Origin of the sequence: Acinetobacter sp. 809848, assembly GCF_000581275.1 — a bacterium.
In the GTDB taxonomy this organism is placed as follows: Bacteria; Pseudomonadota; Gammaproteobacteria; order Pseudomonadales; family Moraxellaceae; genus Acinetobacter; species Acinetobacter pittii.
On record NZ_JEXG01000028.1, the window covers coordinates 38579 to 52797 of the forward strand.

Here is a 14219-nt window from a genome sequence, read left to right on the forward strand (position 1 = left end):
GATGTTACCCATCTTTGAATAAACCTATATTTGCTAGGGAGAAACCATGAGTTCAGAGTCTCAATCAGCCTCTCAAACAGAACAAACCAATGAAAAGGCTTATGATTCCTCTAGTATTAAAGTATTACGTGGATTAGATGCAGTTCGTAAACGTCCGGGTATGTATATTGGGGATACAGACGACGGTACCGGTTTACACCATATGGTATTCGAGGTTGTCGATAACGCAATCGATGAAGCTTTAGCTGGGCATTGTGACGAAATTATTGTCACGATTCACGAAGATGAATCGGTAAGTGTTTCTGATAATGGCCGTGGTATTCCAACAGATATCCACCCTGAAGAAGGGGTGTCTGCAGCGGAAGTAATTCTTACGATCTTGCACGCAGGCGGTAAGTTTGACGACAACAGCTATAAAGTTTCAGGTGGTTTGCACGGCGTAGGCGTTTCAGTTGTAAATGCACTTTCAAGTAAATTGCATTTAATTATTAATCGCGCTGGCCAAGTGCACGAACAAGAGTATCACCACGGTGATCCGCAATATCCATTACGTGTGATTGGTGAAACGGATAGCAGTGGTACAACTGTACGTTTTTGGCCAAGTGAACTAACTTTTAGTCAAACTATTTTTAACGTTGAAATTTTAGCGCGTCGTTTACGAGAGCTTTCATTTTTAAACGCGGGCGTGCGTATTGTTTTACGTGATGAACGTATTAACCTTGAGCACGTATATGACTACGAAGGTGGTTTATCTGAGTTTGTAAAATACATTAACGAAGGTAAAACTCATCTAAACGAGATTTTCCATTTCACTGCTGATACAGAAAACGGTATTGGTGTAGAAGTTGCATTACAGTGGAATGAAAGTTATCAAGAAAACGTGCGTTGTTTTACCAACAATATTCCTCAAAAGGATGGCGGTACTCATTTAGCAGGTTTCCGTGCAGCTTTAACGCGTGGTCTTAACCAATATCTTGAAAATGAAAATATTCTCAAGAAAGAAAAAGTCAATGTGACAGGCGATGATGCACGAGAAGGTTTAACCGCGATTATTTCGGTAAAAGTACCTGATCCGAAATTCTCTTCTCAAACTAAAGAGAAACTAGTATCGAGTGAAGTAAAACCAGCGGTTGAGCAAGCAATGAACAAAGAGTTCTCTGCTTACTTACTTGAAAATCCGCAAGCTGCAAAATCGATTGCCGGTAAAATTATTGATGCTGCGCGTGCACGTGATGCTGCACGTAAGGCGCGTGAAATGACACGTCGTAAGAGTGCACTTGATATTGCAGGTTTACCAGGTAAATTGGCAGATTGTCAGGAAAAAGACCCGGCACTTTCTGAATTATATCTAGTCGAGGGTGACTCTGCTGGTGGTAGTGCTAAGCAAGGTCGTAATCGTAAAATGCAGGCTATTTTACCGTTGAAAGGTAAAATCCTGAACGTTGAACGTGCACGCTTTGACAAAATGATTTCTAGTCAGGAAGTGGGTACTTTAATCACTGCACTTGGCTGTGGTATTGGTCGTGAAGAATATAACCCTGATAAGCTTCGCTATCATAAAATCATTATCATGACCGATGCCGACGTCGATGGTTCGCACATCCGTACCTTGTTGTTAACGTTCTTCTTCCGTCAAATGCCAGAATTGGTTGAGCGTGGGCATATTTATATTGCTCAGCCACCTTTGTATAAATTGAAGAAAGGTAAGCAAGAACAATACATCAAAGATAATGATGCGTTAGAAACTTATCTCATCTCAAATGCGATTGATGAGCTATCTCTACATACCAATGCTGAAGCACCTGCAATTACAGGTGAAGCACTTGCGAAAGTGATTCAGGACTATCAGGTTTCACAAAAGAGCTTACAGCGCTTAACTTTACGTTATCCAGCTAGCTTACTTGATGCTTTACTTGAAGTAGAAGCATTCAAGAGTGATCAAAACCATGATGAAGCTTATGTACAACAATGGGCAGATCAGGTACGCGATATCATTACCAGATTACAGCCAAGTTTACGTCCAGAAATCTCTTTAGAGGCATTTGAGCGTGAAAATGCTCAAGGTGAAAAATCTGCGCATTATTGGCCGCGTATTACTGTCTATGTTCATAATCTGCCGCATGCGTATTTGCTTGATGCAGCTTTATTGAATTCAGCTGAGTATGCACGTTTACTCAAAAACTCGAAGAGTTGGTTCACTTTACTTGAAGAAGGTGCTTTTTTACAAAAAGGCGACCGCCGTATTCAAGTGGCTAACTTCCATCAAGTTTGGCAACATATTTTGCAAGATTCTCGCCGCGGTATGATGATCCAACGCTATAAAGGTCTTGGAGAGATGAATGCTGAACAGCTGTGGGAAACAACAATGGACCCTGAAAACCGTAATATGTTGCAGGTGACAATTGATGATGCGATTGAAGCAGATCGTATGTTCTCTTGCTTAATGGGGGATGATGTTGAACCACGTCGTGCATTCATTGAAGAGAATGCTTTAAATGCGGATATTGATGCTTAATTCATAACATGATTCTAAATCAGTCTAGGGAGAGAATGATGAGTCAGAAATTATTAGCTAGTCTTTTAATTTCATGTGCGGTTTTAGGAAGTTCTGCTGTTTCGGCGGCAGACCTAGAAACGAATATGAAAACTTTAGCTAAGAGTACTAAAGCATTTGCTGAAGCGAAAGATGCTGCTAATGCGAAACAACAACTTGTTGTAATGCGTGAAGCAGCAGTTTCTTCTAAGCAATATTTGCCGCATAAACTCGAAGGTTTGCCATCAGAAAATGTAAAGGTAAAAGAGTATCAAGCTGGTTTAGATCAGCTTGTTGCCGAAATTGATAAAGTAACTGTTTTAGTTGAGCAAGGACAATTAGATCAAGCCAAAACTGAAGCAATTAATTTAGTCAAAATACGTAATGAAAATCATAAAAAATTTAGATAATTGATTTTTTATGGTAAAGGGCTAATCATCATTAGCCCTTTTTTGTATCCGAAAAAAGTATTTTGTTTAACAAGTAAACTATTCGAAGTTATATTCTCTATGCGGTACTTACTAATAACAATAGGAAATATAATTATGAAAAAAATACAAAAACTCTTATGCATTGGAATCATATTTTTTAATTGTTTATTTCAACTGCATGCTGCGATAGCCCCCACCTTTTATGGAAAATTAGTATTTCATCGTTATAGTAATTATGAGGCATGGGACAGTAAGCTTTATCTTTATAACTTCACAACACAGCAGACCACATTACTCGGCGCAAATTGGAAAATTGACCATATGATGAATGGCCATTTCTCTCCAGATGGAAAATGGTTAACGTTTATGGGAGTGAATTCTGGACAGCATTATGGTGATGCATGGGATGTATATGTGTGGAAGGTCGGAAGCACTGAGTTACCTATTAACTTAACTCAAGGCAATAATAAGCGCGATGAAGACCCTAAATTTATAGATAACCAGCGTATTATTTTTAAACAAAATGGCGATCTAAAAATCATTAAAATGACGGATCGGACGATGACTTCTGTGACTCAAAATGGTTGGGATATAGAAGAATCGATGCCTTATCCGATGGTGAATACCACTCAAATTTTGTATGCAAAAGGTGCTGGAAATAATTCTAGAATTTTTAGTATTGATCAGTCGGGTGCTTATGATACACAGCTGACCAATATCGCTTCATATTATCCAGTATGGTGGCAAGGAAGTCGGTTCTTATATGTGCGCTGGTATAGCCCAACAAATCCTCATGACCAGATCTATATTTATGATATGGCTAATAAACAAACTACACGTTTGCCATTTAACAATATTAATTATGATACTTCCGATCCAGCTCCTTTAGATCAGCGTTACATGGTGGTGTCTCTTGCAGGACAAACAGGAAGTCGAGGCGGATACGATTTATATATCGCTGACAGCTTATCAAGCAATGTGTGGCCTTTACCGATAAATACCAATTTAAATGAATTAGGGGCTTTTTATACGCCTTATTAACAAATAAAAAAGCCGATTAAGAAATCGGCTTTTTTATTTTAGAAAATGGATTAATCAAAAGAAGCTTCCATTTCTTCTAATTCCATCATGAGTTCCAAAAGCTGCTCTTCGTGTTGCTCAAGTTTAGCCTTCAGCTCAGTCTGTTCATTCATAAGTTTGAGTAAATCGTCTTTACGTGCAGCCTCATATAAAGATGTGTCTGCTAAGGATTCTTCAATTTTGGCAAGCTGCGGTTGTAGCTTTTCAATTTGAGACTCAACTTTTTCAATATTTTTACGAATAGGTCGAGTCTGTTCACGACGACGAGCTGCTTCTTTACGCTGTGCTTCTTTATCAACTTTAGCAGGCGCTGGAGCGGCAGAGGACGAATTGTTCTGTGCCACAGCAGTCTGAGCATTGATTTGTTGCTGACGTGCTTCACGTAGCCATTTAGCATAGTCCTGTAAATCACCCTCGAACTCAGTACATTTACCGCCGTGTACTAAAAGAAGCTCATCACATACACTTGCAATAAGTTGACGTTCGTGGGAAACCAGAACAACAGCACCTTCAAAATCTTGTAATGCCATGCTCAGTGCATGACGCATATCAAGATCTAAATGGTTCGTCGGTTCATCGAGAATTAAAACATTTGGACGCTGCCATACAATCAGTGCTAGGGCTAAACGAGCGCGTTCTCCACCAGAAAAGCTTTCACATGGCGTATCCATGCGTTCACCACTAAAGCCAAAACTACCTAAGAAAGAACGTAGAGTGGCTTCACTAATTTGTTTATCTGCTATACGGGCAAGCTGTAGCATTGGGCTAGCATTGCCATCTAAAGCATCCATCTGGTGCTGCGCAAAGTAACCAATATTAAGCAGCTCGGAAGCTTTACGTTCACCTGCCAAGAGTGGTAGATCACCAACCAAGCTCTTAATCAATGTTGACTTACCTGCGCCGTTCATACCCAGTAAGCCAATACGTGAGTTTGGTGTAATTTGTAATCTGATTTTTTCGGCTATCTGTTTATCACCATAACCAATGCTGGCATTATCTAAAGTCAGCAAAGGTGAACTCATTTTAGTCGGTTCACGAAAACTAAATGTAAACGGCGTATCTACATGGGCTGGTGCAAGTTGCTGCATGCGCTCAAGTTGTTTAATACGACTTTGTGCCTGACGAGCTTTAGTCGCTTTTGCTTTAAAACGGTCAATAAACTTTTGTAAGTGAGCACGTGTTTCTTGTTGCTTCTCAAAAGCTTGTTGTTGCTGAGCAAGACGTTCACTACGTGTGGTTTCAAATGTAGAGTAGTTTCCGGTGTAAAGTGTGAGTTCTTGATTTTCAATGTGAAGAATATGATCTGTAATCGCATCTAAAAAGTCGCGGTCATGCGAAATTAGAATGAGTGTACCTTCATAGGCTTTAAGCCAATCTTCTAACCACAGAATTGCATCCAAATCTAAGTGGTTTGTTGGTTCATCCAGTAAGAGTAGATCAGAACGACTCATCAATGTACGCGCCAAATTTAAACGCATACGCCATCCACCTGAGAAGCTCTCAACGTTCAAACGTAATTGATTTTCTAGAAAGCCAAGACCTGCCATGAGCTGCGCAGCTTTAGAGGGCGCTGAATAACCATGAATTTCATCAAAGCGGCCATGCAATTTAGCCAGTTCAAAATCAGTCAGTTGATCTGGTTGAGCAAGCTTATTTTGAATATCCCAAAACTCTTCATCACCTGAAAGAACAAAATCAATTGCAGGCATATCTAGGGCTTTTACTTCTTGCGCCATATGCGCCACGGTCCAGCCTGTCGGACGAGTAAGTGAACCTTCATCTGCACCTAAACTTCCAAGTAATGCAGCAAATAAGGTCGATTTACCTGCGCCATTTACACCAGTTAGACCAATCTTCCAACCTGGGTGTAATTGCATAGACGCTTTTTGAAATAGAACACGTCCACCGCGGCGTAAAGAAACTTGGTCAAATTGAATCATCTTATTGTATCGAGGTGAGTTAGGGATGCTGTATTTTAAAGAGAACTGCCGATGAAAACAAAACTTTCCGGATTTTAGTGAGCAGGTATTAATAATTAGATATATCAAGACAGTCTAAATTTCGCTATTCATCCGAAATTTTCAAAATATTGAACAAGATAGAATACTTTTAAAAAAATATGGCTAAAATAAAAACTGTTTAAAATTTGGTTGATTAATGAGCTACTAATAAAACTAGACTAAGGAAAGTCAAATGAAAAAAAGATTGGGGATAATTGGTGCAGCATTTTGCTGTGCTGTGGGGACAGTACATGCAGGACAAAATGTCTGTGTGTTTGATTTATTAGGAAAGTCAGGTGAGTCCTATAAAATGATGGAAGAGTGGGCGCTTGCAGCGAAAGAATGGCAAGCAGATATCACTTTAATTCCATTTCAAGATGAAGGCTTAGTTGACCGTAGACTGCGTGAAGGTAAGTGTGACGCCGCTTATATGACCTCCATGCGGGCGCGAAATTATAATAAATTTGCAGGTTCAATTGATGCGATTGGAGGGGTAACTAGTAATGCAATTGCTCAAAAAGCTATTAGTTATGTTTTAGATAAGCGTAATAAACATCGCATGGTGACTGCACAAAATGGAACCAATTACGAGGTCGTTGGTATTGTTCAGATTGGATTGGCTTATTTATTTGTGAGAGATAAAAATCTTAATTCAATTGAAAAAGTACGTGGAACTAAGTTTGCTATTTTGCAATATGACGCAGCACAAAAAATTATGGTGGAAAGCGTTGGCGCTCAGCCCATTCCTTCAGAAATTACCGATTTTGTGAAAAAGTTTAATAGTGGCCAAGTCGATGCAATTGCGGCACCAGCCTATGCTTATAAACCTTTAGAGATTGGTAAAGGGGTTGGCGTGAAAGGGGCAATGTTTACTTTCCCCGTAGTTAACGTTACGGGTGATTTAATTGCCCGAAGTGATAAGTTCCCCACAGATTTCGGTATAAAGTCACGTACTTGGTTTATACAAAAATTACCTCAGAATTTTGCCATGATAAAACGGCTAGAAATGGGCGTACCCTCAAAAATTAAAATTAATTTTTCAGCAGAAGACAAAACTAAATATCAAAAAATTTTACGTGAAGGTCGCCTCAGCTTAACAAAACAAGGTGTATACGATGCAACAATGATGAGTGTGCTAAAGCGCGCCCGCTGTACAGTTGAACGGACAAATTTTGAATGTACGCTTAATGGAGAGTAGTTTATTTTTTAAACACAAAAACGCTACATATATTTCAAAGCTGAATATGGGTATGAAAATTGTGAATATAAAAAGTAACTTACGGAAAATTAGCGATTTTTCCTTTTAATAAATAATTTAAAACCAACAAACAATGGTTCAATGAGATAAAAATATTTGAGTAAAAGCTCTATTTTTTTCTAAAAAACATGATTAATATCTGTGTTTGAAAGGAAACTTCAAACAAAAAATCTGTTCCGTGGAAGGATGAAGAAAATGAAAAAAATCGTACTTGCTATGGCTGCCGCTTCTGTTGTTGGTTTTTCTGCTTCAGCGCAAGCAGCGAGTACCGTATGTGTATTCGACCTCTTAGGAAAAGCAGGCGACTCATATAAAATGATGGAAGAATGGGCTCTTGCTGCAAAAGGCTGGGGTACTGAAATTAACTTAGTTCCTCGTCAGGACGAGGCTGTTGCCGATAATGATTTTAAAGCGGGTAAATGTGATGCTGTGGCAATGACAGCAATGCGTGCACGCCAATATAACAAATTCGCAGGATCTATCGACTCACTTGGTGGTGTTCCAAATAACCAAATCGCTCAACGTGCAATTACTTATGTATTAGATGCACGTAATGCAGCAAAAATGACCACAAATATGGGTGGTAAAAAATACGAAGTTGCTGGTATTTCTCCGCTAGGTTCAGCTTTCATTTTCGTACGCGACAAAAACATCAATTCTGTTGAAAAAGCTGCGGGTAAAAAATTCGCTGTACTTGGCTATGACGATGCACAAAAAATTATGGTGCAACGTGTAGGTGCTCAAGCAGTTCTTTCTGATATCTCAAACTTTGCTGCTAAATTTAACAATGGTCAGGTAGATATGGTAGGTGCGCCTGCTTATGCTTACAAACCATTAGAATTAAATAAAGGTTTAGGCGCAAACGGTGTAATGTGGAACTTCCCTGTATTACACGTTACAGCAGATCTAGTATTACGTTCTGATAAATTCCCAGCTGGTTTTGGTCAAAAATCTCGTGACTGGTTTGTTAAACAGTTACCTAAGAGCTTTGCAATGATCAACCGTTTAGAAGCGCAAATTCCTGGCAAATACAAAATGAACTTAAGTGCAGAAGATAAACTTAAGTATCAAAAAATGTTGCGTGATGGCCGTATGGACTTAACTAAACGCGGTGTTTACGATGCTGGAATGATGTCTGTACTCAAAAAAGCACGTTGTTCTGTAGACAAGGCGAACTTTGAATGTTCAATGCCTGGTGAATAATCCTAATTTCTTTCAAAAAGCCTAGACTGAGTTCTAGGCTTTTTGTTTTATATGCGCTGTCAGTTCTGCCATTGTGGATAAATAGAAAGACGTTAAGCTAAATTTAGATAAAAACTTCATAAGGAAACATGAAGGTATAAAAATGGATCAAGGACTTGAGTGATTAAAATAATTGCTAATAGATAGATCAATCGCTATCTATTTTTCAGGGAAATAAAATCATAAAAGCAAATACGGTCTATACAAATATTCCAACATGATTTTTATATGAAGCCTATCCGATTCATACCTGATGGTGTGAAATTTCTTGGTATCGAAAAACAAAAACTCCACAAGGAAAGGAAAAAGAATATGCAATTTTCCAAAACGCTATTACTTGCGATGGGACTTACTACAGTTTCTTTTGCAGCCGAGGCTAAACAAACAGTATGTGTTTTTGACTTCGTTGGAAAAAATGGCGATGTTTATGCGCTGATGAAGGATTATCAACTTGCCGCTAAAAACTGGGGAGCTGATATCGAGCTTAAAGTAAACCAGAATGAAGCCGTGATTGCTGAAGATTTTAAAGCGGGTAAATGTGATGGTATTAGCGTGTCAGGGATGCGTGGTCGCCAATTTAACTCATTTACAGGGTCATTAGACGCAATTGGAGCGATTCCTGACCTCAAGCTTGCTGTAAAAGTGATGCAAGGTTTAGCGAGTCCGACTTTTAGTAAATATATGGTTAATGGTCGCTATGAGGTTGTGGGTGTTATTCCAGTTGGTGATGCTTACCTTTTAGTAAATGATCGCAGCATCAATACGGTAGCGAAAGCCGCCGGTAAGAAAATTGCTGTTCTTGACTATGATGAAGCTCAAAAAATTATGGTTCAGCAGGTAGGTGCACAGGCTGTGAGTGCTGACGTAACAAATTTTGGTGCGAAATTTAATAACCATCAAGTTGATATTATTGGTGCGCCAGCAGCAGCATTTAAGCCTTTAGAACTACAAAAAGGTTTAGGAACAAAAGGTGCGATCGTGAATTATCCAATCTTACAGGTCACAGGAAATATTATTATCCGACCTGATAAGTTCCCAGCTGGTTTTGGCCAGAAATCTAGGGAATGGGTTTCGGGTCAGCTACCACGTGCTTTTACCATCTTGGGTAAGATGAAAGCTGATATTCCACAAAAATACTGGATGGATGTCCCAGCAGCCGATAAACCGGGTTACCAAAAGCTTATGCGTGAGTCTCGAATTAACCTTACACAACGCGGTGTCTACGATAAACGCATGATGAAATTACTATGGCAATTCCGTTGTAAGCAAGATGCTAAAAACTTCGAATGTGGCTTACAGGATGAGAATTACAAATAATCTTGATAAAAATACTCAAGATTCGCTTTAAACTTCGAAGACAGACCCTATATTGATTATGCTATACTCAATATAGGGTCTTTTTTATTTTGAAAGGCACAGCAAAATCCGAGGAACAATCATCATGAATGCCCAAGCTCTAGTTTTGACAGATAATGCTGCCAATAAGGTACGCCAACTCCGTGATAGTGAAGGGAATGACGATCTCATGTTACGTGTGTATGTAACAGGAGGCGGGTGTTCAGGGTTTTCGTATGGCTTTAATTTTGCTGAAAGCGTAAATGAAGATGATGCAGAATTCGTAAATGGCGATGTAAAAATGCTGGTTGACTCACTTAGTTACCAATACCTTATTGGTTCAGTAGTTGACTATGTAGAAGGTCTTGAAGGTTCGCGTTTTATCGTACAAAACCCGAATGCAACAACAACATGTGGTTGTGGTTCTTCATTCTCGATTTAAAAGAATTTTAAAATTTAAAAAACCTCTCTATTTTGAGAGGTTTTTTTATTGATCAAATCATTATTTTTTACGGACAGATTCTAAAAAGTATTGTACCAGTTCAGGTGCATTCTGATATGGAATCCAGTGCGACGCATTCATAAAAACTGCTTCATAACTATTTTTAAAATAATGTGAGTTTAGCTCGGCGCTTTTTTCTGTAACGGCAATATCATGTTTACCCCAAATAAAAAGAGTGGGGACATCTATGGCTTTAAACGGATTTTGAGGTTTGTCCCAAAAAAAGCCACGATACCAATTCAACGCCGTGGTTAATCTATTTTCCTTTATAAACTCAGCCTCAAATATCGCAATTTGCTGTTCAGTCATGCCTGATGACTTTAGAAACTTACGACCCAATTTAGGTATCTTTTTAAATAAAAGTTCGGGCAGAATCGGTAGCTGAAAAATTGCAAAATAATAAGATTTAAAAAGTTGTCTACTGTTTAAACAAGCTTTTAAAAATGCAGCTTGATGGGGGACAGAAACTAAAGTGAGGTGTTGAATATATTGTGGATACTTCATAGCAACACCGGAAGCAATTGCCGAGCCCCAGTCGTGCCCAATTAAGTAAACTGGCTGACCAAGCTTCTCAATAAAAATCGCAACATCTTCGACTAGCTCACTTAAAGCATATTCAAAGCGGCTTTGAGGCCTAGCATTTAAACTATAACCACGTTGATGAATCGCAAGTGTTCTAAATTGATGCTCATGCAATAATTCCGAAGTCTGCTCCCAACTATGAGCAGTTTCTGGAAAACCATGCAATAAAACAACGAGAGGACCATCTATAGGGCCTGAATCAATCACATCGAATGTCCAAGCCCCGCGTGTATATTGATGAATACGTTTGGTCAGATCCATACAAACATGCCTTAAATTATTTTTATCGGCATTTATCATGAGTTTTTATGCTCATTTACATAACAGCATTTCGGGTCAGTAAATGTGCTATGAGGTCGAATCTAACCAAACAAATCAATAAATAGTTTTATACTGCCGTGATCGTACCTAGGATTCTGAAATCCGAAGCACCTGTTACTGCGGGCAAATTACCACTTAAACCATTTACAAAACGCATTGCTAACCATGCAAATGCTGTAGCCTCGACCCAAGTAGGGGAAAGTCCTAAAACATCGGTAGGTTGAACAGACCAATTATGTTTACGTAAACGCCAACGTAATTGTTCTAGTAAATAAGAGTTATAAGCTCCACCACCACAAACATATACTTCACCTGTTTCCATCTCAGAGCGATAAATTGCTTTTTGAATGGCACGCACAGTAAGTTTTAATAGGGTTGCTTGAATGTTTTCAGGGGTATCTTCTAACTCATCATAAGTTAAATCATTTCGCCAATCGATTAACTGGTCGTCCAACCAGTCAATATTAAAGTCTTCACGTCCCGTGCTCTTAGGCGGTTCTTTAGAAAAATATTCATGCGCATGGAGACGGTCGAGTAAAGAGCGGATAGGATGACCATAAGCAGCCCAATCACCATTTTCATCATATGGATGACCTGTGTGGCGATGACACCACGCATCCATCAAAATATTTGCAGGACCTGTATCAAAACCAAATACGCCGTCACTGTTATTGGCAGGCAGCATACTCACATTAGCAATACCACCCAAATTCAAAATTACACGATGAATACTTGGATGTTGAAATAATGCTTGATGGAAAGCCGGAACTAATGGCGCGCCTTGACCACCTGCTGCCATATCTCTACGACGGAAATCTGAAACAACCGGAATCTGAGTGATTTCAGTAATGATGTTGGGATCGCCAATTTGTAGCGTAAATCCATGTTCTGGACGGTGACGAATGGTTTGCCCATGCGACCCAATTGCTTTAATTTGGCTACGGTCTAATTGGTGCTTTTCAATGAGAGTATTAATCCCATGACCAATCATTTGGGCTAGGGCAACATCAGCTTTACCCATGCGGTCAATTTCATTGTCATCAGGTAAAGTTAATGCCATAAGCTCATCACGTAACTCGGGTTCGAATGGAACTGTAAGAGTGGCATGAAGCTGTAGTGGCTCAAATGAAGCCGCTACAATATCCACACCATCCATACTAGTGCCAGTCATTACGCCGATATAGATTGCGCTCATATGCAACTTCCCCTGCAAGACGCTGAAAAAATGTTAGTATATCGCACAAATTGAATAACTGATGTGTTTAGGTTTTGTGATGTCAAATTTCTTGCCCGCCGAAGAACAGCTTGCCCTCATCCAACGAGGCACGCACGAAATTATTTCAGAAGAAGATTTACTGAAAAAGCTTAAAGAGAATCGTCCTCTTAAAATTAAAGCTGGTTTTGACCCTACAGCACCAGATTTACATTTAGGACATACGGTTCTTATTAATAAACTAAAAACTTTCCAAGACTTGGGCCATGAAGTTACCTTCTTAATTGGTGACTATACAGCGATGATTGGTGACCCAACTGGTAAAAGCGCAACTCGTCCACCGTTGTCACGTGAACAAGTAGAAGCCAACGCTAAAACTTATCAAGAGCAAGTATTCAAGATATTAGACCCGAATAAAACAAAAGTACGTTTTAACTCAGAATGGTTTAATCAAAAGTCTGCTGCTGACCTTATTCAATTAGCAAGCCAGCAAACCGTATCACGTATGTTAGAGCGCGATGACTTTACAAAGCGTTATAGCAACCACCAGCCGATTGCAATTCATGAGTTTTTATATCCTTTAGTTCAAGGTTATGACTCAATTGCGCTTGAAGCTGACGTTGAGTTAGGCGGTACAGACCAGACCTTTAACTTACTTATGGGTCGTACTTTACAAAGCCGTTATGGCCAAGAATCTCAAGTGTGTATCACCGTGCCGATTCTAGAAGGTCTAGATGGCGTAAATAAAATGTCTAAATCTTTAGGTAACTATATTGGTGTATTTGATACACCAGGGGCAATGTACCAAAAAGTTTTATCAATGCCAGACTCTTTAATTGAACGCTATTTCGATTTATTAAGCTTCAAATCTCTTGATGAGATCAAAGCTCTATTAGATGAAATTGCTGCTGGTCGTAATCCGCAAGAAGTAAAACGTATTCTTGCGCTTGAGCTAGTTGAACGCTTCCATGATGCAGAAGCTGCTGCTAATGCCCATAAGAGTGCTGGTAACCGTATTACAGAAGGTGAAGTACCTGAAGACACACCAGAAGTGACTATTTCACTTGGTGAGTTTGGAGGAGAAATCTTTATTGCTACGATTTTACGTGTAGCAGGCTTAAATCCAAATGCAGCTGCGGCAAAAGATGCGGTTGCTCGTGGTGCGGTAAAAGTTGACTGGAATGCCGTTGATGCAAGCTTCTCTGTAAAAGAAAAAGGAAGCTTTATTATTCAATCAGGTAAAAAAGCAATTGCACGTGTAATTTTCACTGACTAATAAAATAAAGTTATAGAGTAAAAAGCAGGAGTAATCCTGCTTTTTTATTTCTGATCACAAAATCAATTAAGCGTTCCACGTGGAACAGTTTGTAATTAACTTAATAAGTAGAAAAATAGAATAAGTAAAGAATAGAAAGTATTAATCAATAAATAGAGTATTTGCTCTAGTCTGTCTTTGGAATCTTTGGAATCTTTGGAATCTTTGGAATCTTTGGAATCTTTGGAATCTTTGGAATCTTTGGAATCTTTGGAATTAAGGGACTATATATGTCTATAAACTCTATTAAAGACATAGGAAATTAAAAATGTCCCAAATTTTTAAATATAAAACTAATAAAAGGCAGTGAAAATGCCTAAAAAAAAGCCATATATATCACTTTTTTCGCAAAATAGTAGAAAAAAACGGCACTCAAGTGAAAAAGGCTGAAATACCCCTTGCAAAGG

Annotated in this window: 11 protein-coding genes; 8 read left to right on the top strand and 3 right to left on the bottom strand. The window is 38.9% G+C overall.

Annotated elements, in window-relative coordinates; genetic code table 11:
• Positions 1 to 46 precede the first annotated feature (46 nt).
• From gyrB to J536_RS18350, 3 genes are all read left to right on the top strand, one after another.
• Entirely contained in the window at positions 47 to 2515 is a 2469-nt protein-coding gene (gyrB, locus tag J536_RS18340; RefSeq protein ID WP_032063553.1) for a DNA topoisomerase (ATP-hydrolyzing) subunit B, read from the top strand.
• A gap of 35 nt (positions 2516 to 2550) precedes the next feature.
• Positions 2551 to 2943: a cytochrome b562 gene (gene cybC / locus J536_RS18345; protein WP_032012809.1), complete on the top strand. Its 393-nt coding sequence runs from the start codon at positions 2551 to 2553 to the stop codon at positions 2941 to 2943.
• A 135-nt stretch (positions 2944 to 3078) separates the two neighbouring features.
• A complete protein-coding gene (locus tag J536_RS18350; protein WP_032012808.1) occupies positions 3079 to 4005 on the top strand; it encodes a hypothetical protein in 927 nt (308 codons plus the stop codon).
• A gap of 50 nt (positions 4006 to 4055) precedes the next feature.
• Here J536_RS18350 and J536_RS18355 read toward each other — a convergent pair whose 3' ends face one another.
• The gene (locus tag J536_RS18355) at positions 4056 to 5984 is read right to left on the bottom strand and encodes an ATP-binding cassette domain-containing protein (protein ID WP_017386213.1); all 1929 of its coding nucleotides are present in this window, start codon (positions 5982 to 5984) and stop codon (positions 4056 to 4058) included.
• A gap of 253 nt (positions 5985 to 6237) precedes the next feature.
• Between J536_RS18355 and J536_RS18360 the strand changes: the two genes are divergently transcribed.
• From J536_RS18360 to erpA, 4 genes are all read left to right on the top strand, one after another.
• Positions 6238 to 7242: a putative solute-binding protein gene (locus J536_RS18360; protein ID WP_032012807.1), complete on the top strand. Its 1005-nt coding sequence runs from the start codon at positions 6238 to 6240 to the stop codon at positions 7240 to 7242.
• A gap of 255 nt (positions 7243 to 7497) precedes the next feature.
• The gene (locus tag J536_RS25745) at positions 7498 to 8505 is read left to right on the top strand and encodes a putative solute-binding protein (RefSeq protein WP_002115480.1); all 1008 of its coding nucleotides are present in this window, start codon (positions 7498 to 7500) and stop codon (positions 8503 to 8505) included.
• Positions 8506 to 8856: 351 nt separating this feature from the next.
• Positions 8857 to 9861, top strand: coding sequence for a putative solute-binding protein (locus J536_RS18370; RefSeq protein WP_005804873.1), 1005 nt, complete (start codon positions 8857 to 8859; stop codon positions 9859 to 9861).
• A gap of 124 nt (positions 9862 to 9985) precedes the next feature.
• Positions 9986 to 10321, top strand: coding sequence for an iron-sulfur cluster insertion protein ErpA (erpA, locus tag J536_RS18375; RefSeq protein ID WP_002115421.1), 336 nt, complete (start codon positions 9986 to 9988; stop codon positions 10319 to 10321).
• Between the two features lie 60 nt (positions 10322 to 10381).
• Here erpA and J536_RS18380 read toward each other — a convergent pair whose 3' ends face one another.
• The gene (locus tag J536_RS18380) at positions 10382 to 11224 is read right to left on the bottom strand and encodes an alpha/beta fold hydrolase (protein ID WP_032063554.1); all 843 of its coding nucleotides are present in this window, start codon (positions 11222 to 11224) and stop codon (positions 10382 to 10384) included.
• Positions 11225 to 11351: 127 nt separating this feature from the next.
• The gene (locus J536_RS18385; RefSeq protein WP_005804870.1) at positions 11352 to 12479 is read right to left on the bottom strand and encodes an anhydro-N-acetylmuramic acid kinase; all 1128 of its coding nucleotides are present in this window, start codon (positions 12477 to 12479) and stop codon (positions 11352 to 11354) included.
• Between the two features lie 61 nt (positions 12480 to 12540).
• On the opposite strand from J536_RS18385, the gene tyrS reads away from it, so the two are divergent.
• The gene (gene tyrS / locus J536_RS18390) at positions 12541 to 13773 is read left to right on the top strand and encodes a tyrosine--tRNA ligase (RefSeq protein ID WP_017481201.1); all 1233 of its coding nucleotides are present in this window, start codon (positions 12541 to 12543) and stop codon (positions 13771 to 13773) included.
• The last annotated feature ends 446 nt before the right edge of the window (positions 13774 to 14219 follow it).

Coding starts and splice junctions, on each gene's coding strand:
- gyrB (WP_032063553.1), top strand. CDS start 47: ATGAGTTCAGAGTCTCAATCAGCCTCTCAAACAGAACAAACCAATGAA.
- cybC (WP_032012809.1), top strand. CDS start 2,551: ATGATGAGTCAGAAATTATTAGCTAGTCTTTTAATTTCATGTGCGGTT.
- J536_RS18350 (WP_032012808.1), top strand. CDS start 3,079: ATGAAAAAAATACAAAAACTCTTATGCATTGGAATCATATTTTTTAAT.
- J536_RS18355 (WP_017386213.1), bottom strand. CDS start 5,984: ATGATTCAATTTGACCAAGTTTCTTTACGCCGCGGTGGACGTGTTCTA.
- J536_RS18360 (WP_032012807.1), top strand. CDS start 6,238: ATGAAAAAAAGATTGGGGATAATTGGTGCAGCATTTTGCTGTGCTGTG.
- J536_RS25745 (WP_002115480.1), top strand. CDS start 7,498: ATGAAAAAAATCGTACTTGCTATGGCTGCCGCTTCTGTTGTTGGTTTT.
- J536_RS18370 (WP_005804873.1), top strand. CDS start 8,857: ATGCAATTTTCCAAAACGCTATTACTTGCGATGGGACTTACTACAGTT.
- erpA (WP_002115421.1), top strand. CDS start 9,986: ATGAATGCCCAAGCTCTAGTTTTGACAGATAATGCTGCCAATAAGGTA.
- J536_RS18380 (WP_032063554.1), bottom strand. CDS start 11,224: ATGGATCTGACCAAACGTATTCATCAATATACACGCGGGGCTTGGACA.
- J536_RS18385 (WP_005804870.1), bottom strand. CDS start 12,479: ATGAGCGCAATCTATATCGGCGTAATGACTGGCACTAGTATGGATGGT.
- tyrS (WP_017481201.1), top strand. CDS start 12,541: ATGTGTTTAGGTTTTGTGATGTCAAATTTCTTGCCCGCCGAAGAACAG.